This is a genomic window from Kitasatospora sp. NPDC034035 (assembly GCF_055575755.1).
In genome coordinates this window covers 22064-40062 of sequence record NZ_JBVISA010000033.1, presented here as the reverse complement: position 1 = coordinate 40062, position 17999 = coordinate 22064, and the positions used below count along the sequence as shown (strand labels likewise).

Below are 17999 nucleotides of genomic sequence, written 5' to 3'. Positions count from 1 at the left end.
CGGCTGCCCCGGCCCCGTCCTGCCCTGGAGCCCCCGTGGTCGTCTCCGCTTCCCTCGCCATCGTCTTCGGTATCGCCACCGTCTTCCTCTACCGCAGCGGAGCCGTCCGCATCCTGTCCGGGCTGACGCTCATCCTGTTCGGCTTCACCCTCGCCAGCACCGGCCTGGGCCCGACCATCAACCAGCTCCTCACCGGCCTGGTCCACCTCATCGGCAGCATCCGCGTCTGACCACCCGCCCGCCCCGCCCGCCAGCACCACGACCGGAAGGACCCGCCCGTGAACACCCCCGCCGCCCACTCTCCGCTCGGCACCGGTCAGATCGGCGCCGTCGACCTGTTCCTCGCCGAGGCATCCCTCGACCCGCGTGTGCGGCTGCGCCCGATCGGAGAGTGCACCTTCGAGGAGGCGCTCACCGCCCTGCGCGCGGCGATGGAGCTGCGCCACCGCAGGGCGCTGACCGCCGCGCCCCGACGCCCCGAGCTGCCGCCCGGCCTGCCCCTCCGGGTCGTCTTCGTCGCCGACGAGGCCGCGTACCTGTTCGGCAGACCCGCACTGGCAAGCAGTCCCCCGAGGCGGCCCGCCTGATCCGCGAGATCCTCGCCGCCGGCCGCACCACCCGCCGCCCCGACTGACCACCCACGCCACCCCGACCGTGCCCGCCGCCCACCACAGGGCGGCGGGCACGACCCGTCTACCGAAGGGACATCACGCCATGACCTCCGCCCACGCCGCCGAGCGCTACGCCGAACTGACCCGCGAGCACCAGGAGACCTCCCAGCTCGCCGACCCGGCGCCCCGCCCGCCGGCCGACCAGCTCATCGACACCGCCACCGGCACCGTCGCCATCGGCCGCTACGCCGACGGCACCGTGGCCCGGGTGCCGCTGTGGAACACCAACGGCACCGTGAACCTGCACATCAGCGCCCGCACCGGCGCCGGGTCCAGCACGCTGATCGACCACCTGGTCGCCGCCGAGCACGCCTGCCCGCTCACCGAGCCGTGGGTCGCCGACCCATACGGCGCCCGCCCGGGCCTGGCCGCCCGCACCGCCACCACCAAGACCGACACCGTCACCCTGCTGCGCGAGGCCGCCGGCCTGCTGCGCGGCCGCCTGGGCGACCCCGGCGACAACACGGCCTACTTCCCCAGCCCCGAGCACCCGCTGATCACCATCACCCTCGGCGACTGGCCCCACCTGTCCACCGACGAGGAGACCGTGCGCCTGGCCGAGGAGATCGCCAGCACCGGCCGGGCGGCCGGGATCAGCCTGCGCATCGAGACCTGGGGCGTGGTGTTCCAGCCCCCGCTCCCGCTGACCACCACCGCCCTGCGCCACGCCCACCAGATCACCATGACCGCCCGCCTCACCCCGGGCCTGGGCACCCACGCCCCCCACCCGGCCGCCCCCGCCCGCCTGTTCCGCACCTGGACCCCCGAGCAGTAACCCGCCCGCTCCCGGCCTCTCCGGGGGCCGCCGGACCCGCCCGCCACCCGGCGGCTGGGCCCGGCGGCCCCAGAAGGCGCCGCGGCGCCCCCGCACCCGCACTCACCTCGAAGGAGATCGCCGTGCCCGGCACCGACACCCCGAACAACGACTCGCAGGTCATCCTCCTGGAGCGCGGCTACGCACCGACGACCATGGACGGGCAGCTCGTCGCCGTACCGCTGAGCCCGGACTGCGGGGACGCCACGTGCGTGCCCGCGCTCGTCGACGGCCAGGCCGTCGCCGTGCCCGTCTTCGACATGAGCGCCCATCTGGACGCCATGACCGCCCGCCTGGCCGACCACCGCCGCGCCGCCGACGCCCTGGACCCCGTCCCCGCGGCCGCCCAGCCCGTCGACCCGGGCCTGTCCCTCGCGGTGCGCCAGTACGTCCTGTACGGCTCCATCGCCTCCCTCGCGGCCGGCGGCGCGGTGTGGATGCTCGGCGCCGCCGTCGCCGAGGTCGCCCCCCACGCTGGCCAGCTCGGCGAACTCCTCAAGTGGGCCGCCATCTTCGTCGCCGCCGTGGTGCTCGGCGTGGCCGGCCTGCTCGGCAAACTCCGCTCGGTCGCCTCCGGCTCCGCGTCCGGGGCGGGCGCCAGCGCCACCGGCGACGGCGCGTCCGCGACCGGCACCGTGCTCGCCCTGGTCCACCGCACCAACCAGACCCACATCGGCCGCCAGTCCGCGGGCTGGCGCGGCTCCATCACCAACAACATCGGCTGAGAGGACAGACGTGACCGACCCGACCGGCCCGCGCCGCTTCCGCGTCCACACCGACGGGTGCGAGCCCCAGGACTGCACGCTCCACCCGGACGGCCGGATGACCATGGAGCTCGGCGGCCGGACCTTCGTCAGCTGGCTGTCCCTGGAGGACATGCTGGAGATGAACTGGGCGGACTCCCGCATCGAGTGGGACCCGGACCCCGTCGCCCCGGCCACCTCGTCCGCCATGGTGCCCGACGCGCAGGCCCTCCCGATGTTCTGACCGGCCGTCCGGCCTCGCCCCCGGCCCACCCGCGCCCGCCCCGCCGACCCCGGCTGGGGCGGGCGCGGCGCGTCCGGGGACGGGACCGGCCGACCGGCCGACCCCGCCCGATGAGAGGGACCGCACCATGCAGCAGCCCGCCGCCCGCCCCGCCACCACCCCGGCCCCCGTCAAGCCGGCCCTCGGCACCTACGTCCTGTTCCGCGACATGGACCGCTACCTGACCGGCCGCCCCGACCACACCCAGATCTGCAAGGTCCTGGCCGACGCCCACCACCTGGAGGACAAGGCCGACCTGCTCGTGCTGGTCACCCGGGAGGTCATCCGTTTCGCCCCGGTCGAGTTCATGCGGCCGCTCGACCCGGCCGAGCTGATGCACGACATCGACACCGCCCCGCTGGACGCCCTCGGCGACGGCCGGCTGATGACCGCCGCCGGGGCCTGGCTCGCCGCCCAGGCCCGGCAGGGCAAGACCCACTCCCCCGCCGCGCTGCCCGCCACCCGCGACTGACCAACCCACCCGTCGCCCGCCCCGACCGCACCCCCGGCCGGGGCGGGCGGCGTCGCACCACCCTCCGATCCGCAGCCGGCATCGACCGGCCACCCCGCAGAGAAGGAGACCCCGGCCGTGCGCGCATCCGACCTCGACCCCTCCGGCGAGCACCACGGTGGCCTGCCGACCTGGCCCTGGCGCTACGCCGACCCCGGCCTGCACACCCGCCGCCAGCTGCGCGCCCTGGGCCTGCGCCCCGGCGGCCAGGAGCCCGCCGCGCAGGTGGTCTGCCGCCGGGGAAAGCGGATCGCGTACCTGTACCGGATCGACCAGGCCCTGCCCGTGCGACCGATGACGCCGCGTCGGGCCGAAGCCCTCGACCGGGCGATGGCCGCCCGCCAGACGTGCCCGCTGTGCCTTACCCGCTACGACGCCTGCCTCCCGCTCAAGACCCTCGGCTCCTGCGTGCCGTGCAGCGAGCTGTCCGACGACGAGCGCGAACAGCTCGCCGCCCTCACCAACGCCGCCTGATCCACCGCCACCGTCCTGGAGGACACCGTGAAGCTCCGCGTCTTCGCCAACGTGCTCGCCGAGGCCGTCGCCTTCGCCGCCCGCGCCCTGCCCACCCGCCCGCCGGTCCCGGTCCTGGCCGGCATCCTGCTGCGCACCGACGAGCGCGGCCTGCACCTGGCGGCGTTCGACTACGAGACCGCGGCGACCACCCGCGTGGACGCGGAGATCGCCGACGACGGCACCGCGCTGGTCTCCGGCCGCCTCCTCAACGAGATCTGCAAGACCCTGCCGAAGGCCGCCGAAGTCGACATCGAGCTGTCCGGATCCCGGCTGCTCGTCACCTCCGGCACGGCGAAGTTCACGCTGCCGACCCTGCCGGTCGAGGAGTACCCGCAGCTGCCCGGCGTGCCGGACACCGTACTCACCGTCCAGGCCGACGCGCTCGCCGACGCCGTCGCCTAGGTCGCCGTCGCCGCGAGCACCGAGGAGAGCCTGCCGGTGCTGACCGCCGTGCAGCTGCTCCTCGAGGACGACCGGATCACCCTGGCCGCCACCGACCGCTACCGCTTCGCCGTGCGCGAGCTGACCGTCCAGCCCACCGGCACCCTCCCGGCGGTGACGCCCAAGACCGGCAAGAAGAAGGACAAGGCCGACGACGGCGCCGTCCTCATCCCGGCGAAGTTCCTCGCCGAGGCCACCCGCGCGATGACCGGCGAGCACCCGGTCGCCGTCGGCTGGTCGGACGGCCAGCTCACCCTCACCACCGCCGGCTCCTCCATCGGCACCCGGCTACTCGACGGCGACTTCCCGCGCCACCGCGGCGTGTTCCCCACCCCGGCCGGCGCGGAGCTGACCGTCACCGTCCCCACCGAAGAGGCCCTGGCCGCGCTCAAGCGCGTCGCCCTGGTCGCCTCCGACAAGACCCCGGTCCGGCTGACCGTCACCGACGACGGCAGGCAGCTGCTCCTGGAGGCCGGGCACGGCGACGACGCCCACGCTGTCGACCGCATCCCCTGCAACACCACGGGCCACCTCGACGGCGGCACCATCGCGTTCAACCCCGGCTACCTCGCCGACGCCCTCAAGGCGCTCGCCGCCCCCGAGGCCCGCCTGCACGCCACCTCGGCCACCAAGCCCGCCCTGCTCACCGGGCACTCCGGCGAACTCACCGACACCGACTACCAGCACCTGCTGATGCCGATCCGCCTCAACGGCTGACCCCGAAACACCCGCCCGCCCCGCGCCGCCGGGGCGGGCCCCGGCACAACCTCCGGCACACCAACCCGAACAGGAGCAGCACCCCGTGAACCAGCACACCGAGCCCGCCCCCCAGGAGCAGCCGAGCGCCAGCGTCCGCGAGGCGGCCGGCCGCCGGGTCCGCGCCATGACCGCCCCCGGCGGCTGGCTCGACCGGCGCCGCCGCGAGCTGGCGGCCGGCCTGGACGACTTCGCCGGCGCCGAACCGTGGGTGCGCGCCTTGGCCTACCTGGCCGTCATCACCCTCGCCGTCCTGGTGCTGGGCACCGTCGGCGGCATCCTGCTCAAGGCCGCCGCCGCCGTGATCGACGCCGTGCACCTGCCCCAGGACCTGCCCGCCGGAGGCGACGGCCTGCGCGTCGCCGTCACCGGCCCCATCCACGCCTACCTCATCGCCCACCAGGCCTACCCGCTCACCGCGGCCACCGCCTACGGCGCATGGAAGACGCTGGGCCTGATCGCCGCCCTGCTGTCGTTCATCACCCAGAGCGCCATCGCGCGCGCCAGCTGGACAGCCTGGTCCTGCGCCACGCTCGCCATGGTCTGGTCCGCCGCCCCCGAGGCCGGACGCCCGGTCGCGGTCGGCCTGACCGCCGCGGCCATCGCGGTCGTCTCCCTGCCCGCCCTACGCGGCCTGACCTTCTCGCTGCGCCCGATGGTGATCAACCGCACCGACGTCCAGCCGCAGATCACCATCCAGGCCCCCGAGTGCAAGACGGCTCGGCCCCGGCCGGCCGTCCCGGCGCCGGGCTCGCCCTTCGACCAGCGCTGACCCTCCCAGCCGGGCCGGTGCCCTGGCGCACCGGCCCGGCCGCCTCTTCCCCCTGCCCTGTCCTGCCGACCGAGAGGCACCCACTGTGGCCCTGGCCATCTCCCGCGACGCACAGATCGCGGCCCTGTACGAGAAGCTCCACCACCGCTCGGCGATCCTGTCCGGCCTCACCCCCGGCAGCAAAGCCCACGCCGGAATCCAGGCCGAGTGCGACGCCATCCACGCCGAGATACGGCGCCTGGAGTCCACCACCAGCATCTCGCCGAAGGCCGTCCTCGTCGGGATCGCCGTGATCCTGCTGCTCATCTGGAGCGCCGTCCACTGACGCCCGGGCACTGACGCTGCCCACCACCGCGCCCGCCGCCCCCGCCACCCAGGCCGGGACGGCGGGCGCCGTGGTGCGCGGCGCGGCCACCCGGCCGGCACCAACCATCCAGCCCACCCCCTTGGGAGGAACCGTGAACGGCCGCCTGCTCCGCCTGCTGCCCGCCCGCCTGCTCCGCCGCCTCGGCCACGGCCTCGCGTACGCCGACCAGGACGCCCTGGCCGCCGCACTGGAAGACAACCTCGACACCGCCCGCGCGGGCCACCCGGCCGACCTGTCCAAGGCCCTGCGGCGGCTGACCTCGCCGCTCGACTTCCAGCCCGGCCTGGTCGGCCTGCACCAGGAGAGCGCCGACATCGTCGTCTACCTCTGCGGCCTGGCCGCCGCCTCCGAGACGCACCTGGACCTGCGCGACCCCGACCAGCACCGGCTTTACGAGGACCTGGTGGCCGCCGTCCGGGCCGCCGAGGAGCTCCGGCTCCGGGTCGTCACCGCCGCCACCCACACGCTGCCGGCCGCCGACCGGGACGCCGTCGAGCTCCAGCACAGCTGACCCACCTCCGGGCACTGACGCTGCCCACCACCGCGCCCGCCGCCCCCGCCACCCAGGCCGGGACGGCGGGCAGCGGTGGTGCGCGGCGCGGCCGCCCGGCCGGACCCCGACAGGAGGACTCCGTGACCACCGACACCACCACGTCCACCCTGGCCGCCACCGCCTACGAGCCGTTCAACCAGCCCGGGAGAACCTTCCGCCAGGACAGCATCCTGGGCGAGGCCACCGACTGGGAGCTGGCCCGCCTCGCGCTCTCCGAGCGCAGCTTCGCCACCTACAAGGACGACCCGCGCGCCGACGAGGCCCGGCGGATCGGCGAGCAGTTCACCGCTGAGGAAGCGCAGCGCGTCGACGCCTTCCTCGCGGCCGGCATCCAGGACACCGGCCACCTCGAGGCCGTCGCCGCCGCCGAGGAGCTCACCGGCGAGGACCGGGACTGGCTCATCGGCCAGCTGCGGCTGGCCTGGGACCGCCTGGACCGCCTGCACGACTGCCTCGACGACTCCGGCAGCCTCCTGACCAACACCTACGCGGCGAGCAGCGTCGACTACGTCCGCTGGTCCCGCAAGCCGCAGGCCTTCTCGCCCCTGCTCGGCGGGCGCACCGGCCGCCCGACCACCGCCGGCTGACCAGAGACACGAACCCCGAGCAGGAAGAAGGAGAAGGATGAACAGCACCCTGTCCCCGGAGGAGCAGCTGGCGCTGGCCGTGGAGTTCCGCGTGCCGATCCCCCAGGGCCCGGTGGGCGGCTACGGCGAGGTCGTCGTGCGCCGCGACGAGACCGGTACCGGCTGGGCGGTGACCGACGGCGCCCTGGTCGGCCTGCGGGCCTGGGTCGAAGGCGAGGACGGCGGCTGGCAGCCCGTCAGGGACATCGGCCGCGCCGCCGCCTACAAGCACACCCGGGAGCAGGCGCTGGCCCTGGCCCACCGGGTCGCCGAGTACGAGGCCATCAACCACCAGGTGCTGCTCGGCGTGATCGCAGACCCCCTCGGCCACGCCATCCGCACCCGGCAGTACACGATCACCTGCCCGCGCTGCCAGACGCCCGGCGCCGAGGAGTACGGCGAGCCGGCCTGGAACAGCGACGACTACGCGGACTGCGCCCGCTGCCGCGCCTGCGGTCTCGAATGGGCCCTCGACCCCGGGGCCGACGCCTCCTGCACCACCTGCGGCGGCAGCGGCATCCCCGGCGCCGGGCCCATCCGCCAGCGCACCCCCAGCGGCTGGGAGCCCGCCCCGAAGTGCGAGTGCCACGAGTCCGGGCGCTGACCACCGCGCTGACCGCCACAGAGAAACGCATACTCTGGACATGCATAGCCTGAGTCTGCATACTTGGTTGTGCGGGAACCCCTCCCGCCCAACCGGGAAGGAACTGCCATGGGCATCTACTGGGGCGAGAACACCGGACACCGCAGCTGCCTCACCACCCAGCGCCTCGCCCGCAGGCTGCGGTGGGCGCGCATCGGCGACAGCGCCACCATCCGCACGTTCCTCACCGCCCTGGACGGCGACTTCCGCAGTGAGCTCGTCTTCACGGCGGACCAGGCCCAGCAGATCATGTTCGCGCTGCGCTGGGCCGCGGACCGGATGCGCTGGTTCGCCCTCCCGGGCTGGACCCGCCTGGCCCGGATCCTGGCCAACGACGCCGAGCGCGCCTGGCGCAGCGGCGGCTGGACCATCGAGTGACCACCGCTCGGCCCGCTCCGGCCGCACACAGGGCAGACTGCGAGTCTGCATTCTCCGTGAATGCAGACCAGCAGCCGCCCACACGCCAGGAGCCCGCTATGCCCCGTCCTGACCAGACCACCCGCGCCGAAGGCCGCACCCGGATCGCCGCGCTCAAGAAGATGCGCGACAAGATCCACGCCGACGCCGAGAAGGCCAAGGCCGAGGCGGACGCCGAGATGTGGGCCGCCATCGGTGAGCTGATCCGCACCGGCCAGGTCCTCCAGGCCGACGCCGCAGCCGAGACCGGCTTCACCCGCGACCACGTCCTCAAGCAGACCAAGCGCTACTGCGACGGCGGCTGACCAGCCGCCAGCGCGTCTCCGGCACCGGCCGGCGAGGGTTCACGACCCGGGCGCGCACCATCCGGGACACCGCGCCCCGGAGCAGCCTCGGGAGGGAAGACCCGATGAGCAGCACCATCACCAGCACCGTGTGGACCGCCGCCTGGCCCGAGAACGTCCTCGCCCGCTACCTGACCGTCGGCGGCGCCCACGTCGATCTGACGAGCCACCGCTTCACCACCAGGTACCTCGCTAAGGGCCGCCCCTACGTCGGCGACACCTACCACGAGGTGGACGGCTTCACCTGGAAGTGCCAGGGCTGCGGCACCACCGGCGGCGTGGGCTCCTTCCGCGACCCGTACCTGCCCAACGAGCGCCAGGACGCCCACCAGGACGCGAACGCCCACGCCAACGAGTGCCGCTCGATGCCCAAGCCCACCAGCTGACCCGCCAGCGCGTCCCCGGCACCAGGCCGGCGCGGGCTCACGACCCGGACGCGCACCACCCCGTTACCGGCACCGCCGGCCGCGCACCCGACGGCCGGTCACCCCGCCGCGCCCGAACGCGGCCTATCCCCGCAGCCCGCCCGTGACACCAGCACGCCCGGCGACCAACCCGCACCACAACCACCTGGAGGAATCCGTGACCGCCACCGACCGCGCCGCCCGCTTCGCCACCTCCTACGCCCTCCTGCGCGCCGCCGCCGCGATCGGCGACATGTGGGTCCAGACGGACACCTGCGCCCGGATCAAGGGCGCCACCGACACCAACCCCGTCGTCGATCGCGACGAGGAGGCCGGCACCGAGACGGTGTACGGCACCCGCGAGGGCCGGCTCGCCTGTGTCCACCACTGCGCGACCTACACCGCCACCCAGGCCGGCGCCCTCCTGATCGGCTCGCGCCTGCTGGGCCTGCGCCTGAGGCCCGGCCGCGTCGCCGCCGCGCTGGCCCTGTCCTTCGCGACCCACTACATCGCGGACAGGCGCCAGCCCCTGTCCCGCCTGGCCAACGCCACCGGCAAGGGCACCTTCTACGAGCGCCTCACCCCCATCTGCGGATCCTTCGAACTCGATCAGGCCTGGCACCACGGCTGGGAAACCGCCGCCCTTCTCCTGGCCCGCTGACCCGCGCCGGACGTTCACGCTGCCCACCACGCCGCTCCGCCCCCCGGCCCGCCAGGCCGGGCGGTCGCAGCGCCGTGGTGCGCGGCGCGGCCGTCCGGCCGGACCCAACGCCGAGAAGGGAACCGATCACCGTGTCGGTCTCGAACTGCGCCTTCTGCGCCATCGTCACGGGCCAGGCGCCCGCCGACGTCGTCCGCGAGTGGAGCGACGCCATCGCGATCCGCCCGCGCAGCGGCGGTGTCGCCGACGGGCACCTGCTGGTGATCCCCCGCCAGCACGCGGCGGACGTCGGCACCGACCCGGCCGTCTCCGCCGCCACCATGGCGCGCGCCGCCGAGCTCGCCGCCGACCTGCCCGCCGCCAACGTCATCACGAGCCGGGGCGCCGCGGCCACGCAGACGGTCTTCCACCTGCACCTGCACGTCGTCCCCCGCACCGACGGGGACGCCCTGCCCCTGCCCTGGACCCCGCAGCACGCCGCCCGGAACGGAGCCACCGCATGAACCTCCACCTCGTCATGGCCCGCGAGCCCCTGCCCACCCACGGCCCGTCCGTGTTCCTCGCCGGCCCCACCCCCAGGCTCGGCGGCCCCGTCGACTCCTGGAGGCCGGCCGCCTACGCCGAGCTCGGCGCCCAATGGGCCGGCCCCGGCCCGCTGAACGTGCTCTCCCCCGAATCCCGAGGCGGGCGCCGCGCCGCGCACTACGACGACCAGGTCGAGTGGGAGACCGCCGCCCGGGCCAGCGCCGACGCGATCCTCTTCTGGATCCCCCGCGACCTCGAGCACATGCCCGGCTTCACCACCAACGTCGAATTCGGCCTCGACATCGGCACCGGCCGCGTGGTGCTCGGCTGCCCGCCCGACTGCGCCGCCCCCGAGCGCAACCGCTACCTGATCTGGGTCGCACACCGCCACGGCGCCCCCGTACGCGACACCCTCAGCGACACCGTCGCCGCCGCCCTCGCCCTCACCACCAGCCGCACGCCCGGCCAGACCACCACCAGCCAGCCCGGCCCCGTCGACAACCCGGCGCCCGACGACCCCACCGGCGCCTGGCTCTGACCACCCACCACACCACCCCGGAGGCCCCCGCGATGACGACCACCACCCTCGCCACCGCCCGCTCCCGCACCCTCGAACCCGTGCAGCCCGGCGACCTAGTCGCCATGATCGGGTGCGCGGCCAGCGGCAAGTCCTCGGCCCTGCGCACCGTCCCGCCACACCAGATCGTCAGCCTGGACACCCTGCGCGCGATCGTCTCCGAGCCCGGCGACCAGGACGCCACCGCCGACGCCGTCCTGCTCCAGCACCACATCCTCCTGACCCGGGCGCGCCGGGGCGCCACGACCTACGTGGACAACACCTCGGTCGAGGCGCAGCACCGGCTCCAGATGGTGGAGCTGGCCCACCAGCACGGCCGCCGAGCCGTCGCGGTCCTGGTCGACGCCCCGCTCGAGGAATGCCTCGCCCGCAACGCGACGCGCCCGGCGCAGCAGCGGGTGCCGGAGGACACGGTCCGCTGGCAGCACCGCATGGCCCGCTCCGCCCGCGAGCTGCTCCCCCGCGAAGGCTGGGACGAGATCCGCCACCTGCGCACCGCCTGACTGGACCGCCACGCTGCCCACCACCGCGCCCCGCCCACCGGCCAGCCAGGCCCGGGCGGAGGGGTGCCGTGGTGCGTGGCGCGGCCGCCCGGCCGGACCCCGCCACACGCGCCCGGAGGAACGATGACCACCAACCCCGACCCCGCCGCCCCGCAGTACCGGGTGGACCTGTCCGACATCGAAGCCCTCGCCGCCCGATGGGCCGCCAAGCGCGACGGCCGCCCCATGCCGCCCCTGGACCAGGCCACCCGCAAGTCCCTCATCCGCGTCTACACCGGGGCCGCCGCCCTGGGCGCGGGCGCCAACCCGGCGGCCGCCCGCGCGGCCCAGGAGCAGGCAGACCGGCTGCGCGCCGAACTGGACTGACCGCCGTCCCGGACGCTGACGCTGCCCACCGGACCCCCACCGCCACCCGGCCACCAGCCGGGCACGGGGCGGGTTCCGGTGAGCGGCGCGGCCGCCCGGCCGGTACCCACCCGCTCCCCTGGAGGCACCTGATGACCGAGCAGACGACCCGTGCCCGACTGCTGAGCAACGCCCTCGACACGGCCGACAACATCGCCATCGCCGCCGCAGCCGCCACCGCCGGCCTCACCACCTACCGCACCCTCGCCGCCCGCCCGGCCGAGGTCCGCTTCACCCTCGCCGCGGCTGCCGCCGGTCTCGCGGCCTGCCTCGCCGACCAGGCGACCACCCAGCTCCGCCGTCCGCTGCGCCACCGCCTCGGCGTCCCGGCCTACGGCTACGCCCCCGCCGCCGCTGCGCCCGTTCCGGCGCCTTCGAGGGAGCAGCTCGCCGAGGAGGTCGCCGCCGACGCCGCCCACCGCGCGGCCACCAGTGCCAACGGCCTCGACCACAGCGGCGGCAGCCTCACTGAGGCCGCCAACTGGACCGGCTCGCAGGACGGCACCGCGACGTGCGAGCTGCCCGGCGGCGCCCACCTCCTGTGCGTGCCCTCCCCCGCCGACCAGCACGGCTACAGCACCCGCACCTACCTGCTCGTGCGCGACGGCGAGCAGCAGATCCGAGTGCGCAGCATCAGCGAGCTGGTCGCGCTCCTGGAAAGCTCCGCAGCCGACGCGGCGCAGCCCGACGACAACGAGGACCAGGCCGACGACCCGTGGTCCGCCCTCGGCAGCGACCTCGCCATCGCCGAGCTGTGCCCCGCCGAACCGCTCGACGGCGAGGACCAGGCCGACGAGGACGACGACGTCGACCAGGAGGCGGAGGCCCACGCCGCCGGTCTGCTGTAGCCCGACAGCAGCCCTCGCGGCGGGCCAGCCTCCACCAAGGACCGGCCCGCCGCTCCCTCCCCCGCCCCGCCGCTCAGATCAGGGAGACCACAGCCATGGCCCGCACCGCCACCTGCCGCACCGCCCCGGCCGCCAACCACAAGCCGGTCCTGATCGCCCTCCCCACCGTCTTCGCCGACCCGTACGCCGGACCCGCTGGCCGCCGCCACTACACCTGCACGCCCTGTGAGACCTCCTGGGCCGGCGGAGAACAGGACTGCTTCAACTGCGGAAGGCCGGCCACCGGCGAGCACCCCAACATCACCGCCGCCCTCCAGCTCCTCCTGCACCGCCCCACCGCCCGCCACGCCTGACCACCCGCCAGCACCCCGGCCCCTCCCGCACCCCAGCAGGCCGGGCCGAGACCCGTCGAAGGAGACACCGCAGATGACGACCACCCCCACCCTGACCCAGGCCGGGCGCCGTGGCCTCTTCACCGCCGACCCCGCCGACCGGCTGCGCCCCGGACGCCCGGACCGGCCCTGGGAGCTGTGGCTCACCGGCCCCGACACCCTGCTGGAGATGCCCGACCTCGCCACCGCGCTGATGGCCGCCGCCGAACACAACGCCGCGGCCGCTGACCTCGACGACGGCTCCCCGCTCCAGCCCGTCAGCCACGCCCTGGTCCTCCACCACGGCTACGCCTGGCGCCGCGAGGGCACGGCCCGCTCGGGCGCCGGCATCGCCGTCCCGTCGCTGTGCTGGACCGCCAAGTGCAGCATCTGCGGCGACCTGGTCGAGGACGAGTTCATCCCCCACCACGACATCCCCGAGAACGCCGCCGACGACGCCGTCGGCAGCCGCGAGTGGCACGAACTCCCTGACGGCCGGCTGATCTGCGACCGCGCCGACGACGCCCACGATGACGCCCGCACCCAGGCCCGCACCGAGGGCACCCCCGAGCAGCCGGATGAGAACCAGCTCCCCCTCCTGTAGACCCTGCCCACCCGATGGAGGACTACATGCACCGACCCGTCATCGCTCCCCGCCCCGACAGCCCGGCCTCCCACGCCGTCGGCCTCGACTTGGACGGAACACTCGCGGTGGATGGCGGATGGCAGGGAGGCCGCATCGGCCTCCCCCAGCCCGGCGCCATGGACGCGCTGCGCATGCTCGCGCGCCACAGGGCGGTCTTCGTCTACACCGCGAGGCCGAGGATCTGGCTGCCCGAGGTGGCCGACTGGATCACCTGGTACTCCGGCATCGCGGCGTTCGTCGACCCGGATCCTGCTCGGGCGTATTGGACCGCGGTGGGCGGCCCGATCCTGGTCACCAGCACCAAACTCGGCGCAGCCGCGTACGTCGACGACCGCGCCGTCCACCACGCCGGCGACTGGACCGCGACCCTCGCCACCGTCACCCGGGCCATCGGTCTGGACGGTGCCGTCGGCACCATCCCGGCCTGATCTACCAGAAAGGGCCCGCCTCCCGGCGAGGGGCGGGCCCTTTCGCGGTTTCCGGGGCCGGACCTGCGACTTGGGGAGCGTCGTTTCCATTGAGTCCAGCCCGCGGTCGTGTGGCTGAAATGGCGGTCTTGCCCGATCTTCCGTCTGGCCTCACCGTGCACGCAGGGCCCGCACGTGGCCCAGGTGAGGAGACGGCCATGTCCACCAACCCGACCGCCGCCAGACCAACCACTGCTGCCCAGCTCCGTGTCCGAGCCCGCACCTGGGAGGGCATCGCCCTCGGCTGGATCGCGGTCGCACTCCAGCGCACCGTCGCCGGCGCCGGGATCCGCCACAAGTACAAGGCCCACCGCGACCGCGCGATCCGTGCCGCCCTCCGCCGGGACGTCCCGATCGACAGCCTCGCCGGACGGCTGGGCCTGGCTCCCAAGACCATCCGCGCCATCAAGCGGGGAGAGCGGACCGCAGAGTAGCGCCGCCGGATCCGCAGAGCCGGGGCCGGCGGGCGGATCGTCCCGGCCTGACCCGAGCACAGCGAAGGGCCCGTTTTCCGGCGAGGGATGCGGGCCCGTTTTTTGAGGGATGGAGCCATAACCCGGTTATAGCGAGGCCTCCCGGCCCTGGCGTTGTGCGTTGCTGCCACCGGGGCAGCTATAACCGGGTTATGGGTGGCAGGAACTCACCTCGCCCCGGGCTGACCTCGGCGTCTGCGAGGGCACGGCCGTGACCGGTCATGCTGCCGCAGGCCGTTAACGGTCGGATTGGCCATCGCAGGGCTCTCCAGGTGCGCGTGGGCCTGGTCCGAATGTCGTTCAGTCAGCGGCTGGCGGCGTCCCGTCCGATCGTCAGTACAGTGAAGGGCCTGTCTCCTCAGCGGTGGCTGACGAGACAGGCCCTTCTGCGTTTTCGGGGGCTGGAGTCATAACCCGGTTATAGCGGTGCTTCCCCGGAGCACAGGCTCTGCGACCGGGCGGCTGGCTATAACCCGGTTATGGGGGTCAGTCCCGGAGGCTGTCGATCAGCGCCTCGGCCAGCTCGTACACCTCGTTCTTGTCGAGGACCGACCGGACCGCGGCGACGAAGGCATCAATGTCATGCCAGTCGACGTCGGATACCGATGCCGGCGCCGTGTGCGGTGCGCGCTGCTCCGGTAGGTCGGCTGCGGGCTCTGCAACCGCCACCGGCGAGTCCTGAGGCGCAGAGGCCTGGTTGTCTGCGGCGCTGTCGGGCCTGCGCGTGGTCCCCGATGCCGTCGACGTTGTCGGCGACGGCGTGGCCGTCCGGGGAGTCGGAGTACCTGTTGGTGGGGGAGTAGCCGGAACGTTCTTTCCCGTTTCGGCGGGGGAAGCGGCTTCCGACGAAGGAGCAGCCAGCGTGAGCGCGGACTTGGCCAGAGACGCCATGTAGGCGTTGAGCTGCTCCTCGGCTGGAAGGCTCGTGAAAGCCCGTGCGGCCTTCACGCCCAGCTCGCCGGAGGCCACCTTCGACTGGAGCTCGGGCACGAGTCCAAGCAGTGCGATACGGAAGGAGACGAAGGCCTGGGTTTTGCCGATGCCCTTGGCGACCTTGCCCTGCGACATCCCTCGCCCGGCCGGGGGCTTGTCCGTCAGAACCCGCAGGGTGTGGGCCTCCTGGATCGGAGTGAGCCCCACACGGAGCAGGTTCTCCGCCACCGCCCAGACGAGCGGATCCTCTGCCGCCTTGTCGTTGATAAACGCCGGTACCTCGGTGAGTCCTGCCTGACGGGCGGCCTCGAGCCGGCGGTGACCCGCGACGACGACGTACTGGTGGCCGGCGATCCGCTTCGAGTGCTGGGGGTTGTGCCTGAGGAACTCGGCGGCGGTGCAGACGGTCAGCGGGGTGATCACGCCGACGCTCTCGATGCTGGTCGCCAGGTCCAGGAACTCCTGGTCGGTCCCGTCGATGACGCCCCGGGGGTTGTCCGGGTTGTGCGAGATCTGCTTGACGTTGAGGACCGGGGGGCGGGGCTCGGCCTGGGTGGGTTCGTCGAGCGGCTCGCCGTCGAGCATGTCGGCGAGGTTGACGCGGCGGCTCATCGGGCGGATCCGTTCAGGTTGAGCTCCAGGGCCAGCTTGAAGAAGTCCTCGCGGGCTTCGAAGCTGGCCCGGTTGGGCTTGTACTGGGTGACGACGAGGCCTTCGGCGGCCGCGCGGGAGTGGACCTTGTAGTGCCGGACGACGCTCTTCGCCAGCGGGAAGCCGTTCTTCTCGACGAATTCCTGGGTCTGCCGAAGGTCGACGTCTCCATCGCGCGGGTCCCAGTTGTTGATGACGACGGTGTAGGGCAGGCCGCGGGGCTCGACGATCTGGCGGACCGTGCGGACGGTCGGCTTGAAGCCCAAGGGTTCCGGCTCGATCGGCAGGATCACGCTGTCGGCGTTGTCCAGCACGGCGCGCAGGATGTCTGCGGCCTTGCCGTCGCCGAGCGGGTCGGCGGTGGTGTCGTCGTCGGACAGGTCGAGCCAGCCCGGGGTGTCGACGAAGATGTGCCGGACCGACTTGACGGCACGCAGCTTGCGCAGCGATCCGAGGTCGTTGTGTGCCTGGGTGAAGAGGAAGGGGAGTTCGTCGCCGACGCGGTTGGACCACCACGCAGTGGAGCCCTGCGGGTCGACCGAGACGGCGAGGACGGGGGGTTGTTCGCCGGCCTTGCGGCCGATGACCTCGGCGGTGACCGCGGCGAGGTTGACAGTCAGCGTCGACTTTCCGACGCCGCCCTTCTGGTTCAGAAGGACATGCACGTGTGCCATGGAAGCTCCGTGTGATTCCCAGTTGGCTGGTACTTCGGACCGACACAGGATGTCAGAAGATCCAGCTCAGGGCGCATATGGGTCGGTATGCAGGCGTGGCGCGGCCGGGATCAGCGATCACCCGGGCCTCTCCGCACTTCATCGTCTTCCGCCTGGTGGCTGGCATGGCGGCACCCCCGAGGCAGCGAAGTGAAACGGCTCGTGCTGACACGCACGGCCTCCGGGCGAGTCGACGCCTGCCAGCAACGAGCCAGTGCGGTACACATGAGACGGGCAGCGACAGGGCGCCCGGCCGGCAGCCGCCAAGTGACCCCGCGGCGGCATGCATACGGCCAGAAGCAAGCGGCACACACCCTGGGCAGTACACGGACAGCAGGCAGGCCGGAAGCACACCAGCGCGCAGCCAGGGGGTCGGGTCGCGCGCGGAAGTGGCATCCGTGTCCCAGCACCACCGCCCATGGATCGGCGAAGCCAGCCTCCGCTACGCCGCTCGCAAGCGCAGGGCATGCACCGGCGAGCCATACGCTGCCGTCCGCGACTTCCTCGCCCAGCGCGCCCCGGGCGAAGCGCTCATTCCCCGTGCTGCTTCAAGCTCCCAGGCCTTCCTCGAGACACACATCGCCGAACGTGGACGAGGCCTGGGCCTGCTCAGCGCTGACCCCATGGGCATCCACGCCGTTCACCCGGGACCGCACGGCCTGACCATCCGGCTCGATGCCCAGCCGTTCGTCGTACGCCACTGGGCCGAGCGAATGCTGCCTGTCGATCCCGCCGCTTCCGATGAGATCCACGGCATCTGCGGCCTCCGGTTCCGCACCACCTACCACCACGTGCTGCTCTACCAGCCCGGTCTCGACACCTCCGTACGCCTGACTGGCTTCCCCACCCGCTGGTGGCACCAAGCAGTCGACGCCATCATCGCCAACGCCCACCACCACCGAGCCGAGCCCTGCTTCCTCCAACCCGACCGATGGACGCCAGCGGAACAGCAACTCCAGACGTGGCGGACCAGCCGGCACCTCGATCCGCACGTCGGTAGCACGCTGCTGCGCCGGATCCGCCTCACCACCTGCCCTGACGGCTACGGCGGTACGGACATGTGGTCAGATCCATGCCACGACGGCCGCACGAGTTGGGTGCTGGAGATGCTCCGGGGGCCGGATCACGATCAGCTGCTCGGCCTGCTGACCGATCCCGTGCTCGGGTCCGGCCTCCATCTGCAGGACAGATGGTGTTGGTGCTCCGTCTCGAGAAGCGGAGAAGGCTGCAGGATCATGCTGACCACGGCTGACGGCACGCAGCGCCTATTGCTGCGCGACCTGGGATGGGACAAGCCCGACAGCACCGACGCGGAACAGCGTGGGCAGATGGTCGCGGAGTGCAACGAAGCCGCCTTCTCGTGAA

The 17999-nt window shown here is 73.4% G+C and carries 30 protein-coding genes and 1 pseudogene; 29 read left to right on the top strand and 2 right to left on the bottom strand.

The genetic code is table 11. The features are described from left to right. Window positions 1-35: 35 nt before the first annotated feature. From ACZ52J_RS34110 to ACZ52J_RS33975, 28 genes and pseudogenes are all read left to right on the top strand, one after another. Window positions 36-230 carry a hypothetical protein gene (locus ACZ52J_RS34110; RefSeq protein WP_465624300.1) on the top strand — a complete coding sequence of 65 codons (195 nt, stop codon included), beginning with the start codon at window positions 36-38 and terminating at the stop codon, window positions 228-230. Window positions 231-278: 48 nt separating this feature from the next. After that, window positions 279-587 carry a hypothetical protein gene (locus ACZ52J_RS34105; protein ID WP_465624298.1) on the top strand — a complete coding sequence of 103 codons (309 nt, stop codon included), beginning with the start codon at window positions 279-281 and terminating at the stop codon, window positions 585-587. 127 nt (window positions 588-714) lie between these two features. After that, complete coding sequence (locus ACZ52J_RS34100; RefSeq protein ID WP_465624297.1) at window positions 715-1446, top strand: hypothetical protein; 732 nt, start codon at window positions 715-717, stop codon at window positions 1444-1446. A 122-nt stretch (window positions 1447-1568) separates the two neighbouring features. Then, a complete protein-coding gene (locus ACZ52J_RS34095) occupies window positions 1569-2210 on the top strand; it encodes a hypothetical protein (RefSeq protein WP_465624296.1) in 642 nt (213 codons plus the stop codon). Window positions 2211-2220: 10 nt separating this feature from the next. Next, window positions 2221-2472 carry a hypothetical protein gene (locus ACZ52J_RS34090; protein WP_465624295.1) on the top strand — a complete coding sequence of 84 codons (252 nt, stop codon included), beginning with the start codon at window positions 2221-2223 and terminating at the stop codon, window positions 2470-2472. A 127-nt stretch (window positions 2473-2599) separates the two neighbouring features. Beyond that, on the top strand, window positions 2600-2983 hold the full coding sequence (locus ACZ52J_RS34085) for a hypothetical protein (RefSeq protein WP_465624293.1): 384 nt from the start codon (window positions 2600-2602) through the stop codon (window positions 2981-2983). Window positions 2984-3100: 117 nt separating this feature from the next. Further along, complete coding sequence (locus tag ACZ52J_RS34080) at window positions 3101-3496, top strand: RRQRL motif-containing zinc-binding protein (protein ID WP_465624292.1); 396 nt, start codon at window positions 3101-3103, stop codon at window positions 3494-3496. 27 nt (window positions 3497-3523) lie between these two features. Further along, window positions 3524-3940: a hypothetical protein gene (locus ACZ52J_RS34075; protein ID WP_465624290.1), complete on the top strand. Its 417-nt coding sequence runs from the start codon at window positions 3524-3526 to the stop codon at window positions 3938-3940. Window positions 3941-3952: 12 nt separating this feature from the next. After that, window positions 3953-4276 (top strand): annotated as a pseudogene (locus tag ACZ52J_RS34070) (DNA polymerase III subunit beta family protein); the annotation flags it as partial. Window positions 4277-4300: 24 nt separating this feature from the next. Next, complete coding sequence (locus tag ACZ52J_RS34065; RefSeq protein WP_465624377.1) at window positions 4301-4696, top strand: hypothetical protein; 396 nt, start codon at window positions 4301-4303, stop codon at window positions 4694-4696. Window positions 4697-4781: 85 nt separating this feature from the next. Beyond that, window positions 4782-5507 carry a hypothetical protein gene (locus tag ACZ52J_RS34060; RefSeq protein ID WP_465624289.1) on the top strand — a complete coding sequence of 242 codons (726 nt, stop codon included), beginning with the start codon at window positions 4782-4784 and terminating at the stop codon, window positions 5505-5507. A gap of 85 nt (window positions 5508-5592) precedes the next feature. Further along, window positions 5593-5832 carry a hypothetical protein gene (locus ACZ52J_RS34055; protein WP_465624288.1) on the top strand — a complete coding sequence of 80 codons (240 nt, stop codon included), beginning with the start codon at window positions 5593-5595 and terminating at the stop codon, window positions 5830-5832. A gap of 133 nt (window positions 5833-5965) precedes the next feature. Beyond that, window positions 5966-6385 (top strand): hypothetical protein, encoded by a 420-nt coding sequence (locus ACZ52J_RS34050; RefSeq protein ID WP_465624287.1) that lies wholly within the window; start codon window positions 5966-5968, stop codon window positions 6383-6385. A 122-nt stretch (window positions 6386-6507) separates the two neighbouring features. Then, complete coding sequence (locus tag ACZ52J_RS34045; protein ID WP_465624285.1) at window positions 6508-7014, top strand: hypothetical protein; 507 nt, start codon at window positions 6508-6510, stop codon at window positions 7012-7014. Between the two features lie 37 nt (window positions 7015-7051). Further along, window positions 7052-7657 carry a hypothetical protein gene (locus ACZ52J_RS34040; protein ID WP_465624283.1) on the top strand — a complete coding sequence of 202 codons (606 nt, stop codon included), beginning with the start codon at window positions 7052-7054 and terminating at the stop codon, window positions 7655-7657. Between the two features lie 108 nt (window positions 7658-7765). Continuing rightward, window positions 7766-8074 carry a DUF7739 domain-containing protein gene (locus ACZ52J_RS34035; protein WP_465624282.1) on the top strand — a complete coding sequence of 103 codons (309 nt, stop codon included), beginning with the start codon at window positions 7766-7768 and terminating at the stop codon, window positions 8072-8074. Between the two features lie 98 nt (window positions 8075-8172). Then, window positions 8173-8418 carry a hypothetical protein gene (locus ACZ52J_RS34030; protein ID WP_465624280.1) on the top strand — a complete coding sequence of 82 codons (246 nt, stop codon included), beginning with the start codon at window positions 8173-8175 and terminating at the stop codon, window positions 8416-8418. 104 nt (window positions 8419-8522) lie between these two features. Further along, window positions 8523-8843 (top strand): hypothetical protein, encoded by a 321-nt coding sequence (locus ACZ52J_RS34025; RefSeq protein WP_465624279.1) that lies wholly within the window; start codon window positions 8523-8525, stop codon window positions 8841-8843. 196 nt (window positions 8844-9039) lie between these two features. After that, window positions 9040-9522 carry a hypothetical protein gene (locus ACZ52J_RS34020; protein ID WP_465624277.1) on the top strand — a complete coding sequence of 161 codons (483 nt, stop codon included), beginning with the start codon at window positions 9040-9042 and terminating at the stop codon, window positions 9520-9522. A gap of 131 nt (window positions 9523-9653) precedes the next feature. Then, window positions 9654-10025: an HIT family protein gene (locus tag ACZ52J_RS34015; protein ID WP_465624276.1), complete on the top strand. Its 372-nt coding sequence runs from the start codon at window positions 9654-9656 to the stop codon at window positions 10023-10025. Next, window positions 10022-10585: a nucleoside 2-deoxyribosyltransferase domain-containing protein gene (locus ACZ52J_RS34010; RefSeq protein WP_465624275.1), complete on the top strand. Its 564-nt coding sequence runs from the start codon at window positions 10022-10024 to the stop codon at window positions 10583-10585. The genes ACZ52J_RS34015 and ACZ52J_RS34010 overlap by 4 nt, the downstream gene beginning before the upstream one ends. Window positions 10586-10617: 32 nt before the next feature. Continuing rightward, window positions 10618-11127: an AAA family ATPase gene (locus ACZ52J_RS34005; protein ID WP_465624273.1), complete on the top strand. Its 510-nt coding sequence runs from the start codon at window positions 10618-10620 to the stop codon at window positions 11125-11127. Window positions 11128-11250: 123 nt separating this feature from the next. Beyond that, on the top strand, window positions 11251-11493 hold the full coding sequence (locus ACZ52J_RS34000; protein ID WP_465624272.1) for a hypothetical protein: 243 nt from the start codon (window positions 11251-11253) through the stop codon (window positions 11491-11493). A 131-nt stretch (window positions 11494-11624) separates the two neighbouring features. After that, window positions 11625-12380, top strand: coding sequence for a hypothetical protein (locus ACZ52J_RS33995; RefSeq protein ID WP_465624270.1), 756 nt, complete (start codon window positions 11625-11627; stop codon window positions 12378-12380). Window positions 12381-12475: 95 nt separating this feature from the next. Continuing rightward, on the top strand, window positions 12476-12733 hold the full coding sequence (locus ACZ52J_RS33990; RefSeq protein WP_465624268.1) for a hypothetical protein: 258 nt from the start codon (window positions 12476-12478) through the stop codon (window positions 12731-12733). A gap of 73 nt (window positions 12734-12806) precedes the next feature. Further along, window positions 12807-13355 (top strand): hypothetical protein, encoded by a 549-nt coding sequence (locus tag ACZ52J_RS33985; RefSeq protein WP_465624266.1) that lies wholly within the window; start codon window positions 12807-12809, stop codon window positions 13353-13355. Between the two features lie 26 nt (window positions 13356-13381). Beyond that, entirely contained in the window at window positions 13382-13825 is a 444-nt protein-coding gene (locus tag ACZ52J_RS33980; RefSeq protein WP_465624264.1) for a hypothetical protein, read from the top strand. 197 nt (window positions 13826-14022) lie between these two features. Beyond that, on the top strand, window positions 14023-14298 hold the full coding sequence (locus ACZ52J_RS33975) for a hypothetical protein (RefSeq protein ID WP_465624263.1): 276 nt from the start codon (window positions 14023-14025) through the stop codon (window positions 14296-14298). A 525-nt stretch (window positions 14299-14823) separates the two neighbouring features. Here the strand turns inward: ACZ52J_RS33975 and ACZ52J_RS33970 are convergent. Together ACZ52J_RS33970 and ACZ52J_RS33965 are read right to left on the bottom strand one after the other, a co-directional pair. Next, on the bottom strand, window positions 14824-15882 hold the full coding sequence (locus tag ACZ52J_RS33970; RefSeq protein ID WP_465624261.1) for a ParB/RepB/Spo0J family partition protein: 1059 nt from the start codon (window positions 15880-15882) through the stop codon (window positions 14824-14826). Then, window positions 15879-16595: a nucleotide-binding protein gene (locus ACZ52J_RS33965; RefSeq protein ID WP_465624260.1), complete on the bottom strand. Its 717-nt coding sequence runs from the start codon at window positions 16593-16595 to the stop codon at window positions 15879-15881. The genes ACZ52J_RS33970 and ACZ52J_RS33965 overlap by 4 nt, the downstream gene beginning before the upstream one ends. Before the next feature lie 437 nt (window positions 16596-17032). Between ACZ52J_RS33965 and ACZ52J_RS33960 the strand changes: the two genes are divergently transcribed. Continuing rightward, entirely contained in the window at window positions 17033-17998 is a 966-nt protein-coding gene (locus ACZ52J_RS33960; RefSeq protein ID WP_465624258.1) for a hypothetical protein, read from the top strand. Window position 17999 lies beyond the last annotated feature (1 nt).

Coding starts and splice junctions, on each gene's coding strand:
- ACZ52J_RS33985 (WP_465624266.1), top strand. CDS start 12,807: ATGACGACCACCCCCACCCTGACCCAGGCCGGGCGCCGTGGCCTCTTC.
- ACZ52J_RS34035 (WP_465624282.1), top strand. CDS start 7,766: ATGGGCATCTACTGGGGCGAGAACACCGGACACCGCAGCTGCCTCACC.
- ACZ52J_RS33990 (WP_465624268.1), top strand. CDS start 12,476: ATGGCCCGCACCGCCACCTGCCGCACCGCCCCGGCCGCCAACCACAAG.
- ACZ52J_RS34100 (WP_465624297.1), top strand. CDS start 715: ATGACCTCCGCCCACGCCGCCGAGCGCTACGCCGAACTGACCCGCGAG.
- ACZ52J_RS34030 (WP_465624280.1), top strand. CDS start 8,173: ATGCCCCGTCCTGACCAGACCACCCGCGCCGAAGGCCGCACCCGGATC.
- ACZ52J_RS33970 (WP_465624261.1), bottom strand. CDS start 15,882: ATGAGCCGCCGCGTCAACCTCGCCGACATGCTCGACGGCGAGCCGCTC.
- ACZ52J_RS34005 (WP_465624273.1), top strand. CDS start 10,618: ATGACGACCACCACCCTCGCCACCGCCCGCTCCCGCACCCTCGAACCC.
- ACZ52J_RS34000 (WP_465624272.1), top strand. CDS start 11,251: ATGACCACCAACCCCGACCCCGCCGCCCCGCAGTACCGGGTGGACCTG.
- ACZ52J_RS34085 (WP_465624293.1), top strand. CDS start 2,600: ATGCAGCAGCCCGCCGCCCGCCCCGCCACCACCCCGGCCCCCGTCAAG.
- ACZ52J_RS34010 (WP_465624275.1), top strand. CDS start 10,022: ATGAACCTCCACCTCGTCATGGCCCGCGAGCCCCTGCCCACCCACGGC.
- ACZ52J_RS34025 (WP_465624279.1), top strand. CDS start 8,523: ATGAGCAGCACCATCACCAGCACCGTGTGGACCGCCGCCTGGCCCGAG.
- ACZ52J_RS33965 (WP_465624260.1), bottom strand. CDS start 16,595: ATGGCACACGTGCATGTCCTTCTGAACCAGAAGGGCGGCGTCGGAAAG.
- ACZ52J_RS34040 (WP_465624283.1), top strand. CDS start 7,052: ATGAACAGCACCCTGTCCCCGGAGGAGCAGCTGGCGCTGGCCGTGGAG.
- ACZ52J_RS33975 (WP_465624263.1), top strand. CDS start 14,023: ATGTCCACCAACCCGACCGCCGCCAGACCAACCACTGCTGCCCAGCTC.
- ACZ52J_RS33995 (WP_465624270.1), top strand. CDS start 11,625: ATGACCGAGCAGACGACCCGTGCCCGACTGCTGAGCAACGCCCTCGAC.
- ACZ52J_RS33980 (WP_465624264.1), top strand. CDS start 13,382: ATGCACCGACCCGTCATCGCTCCCCGCCCCGACAGCCCGGCCTCCCAC.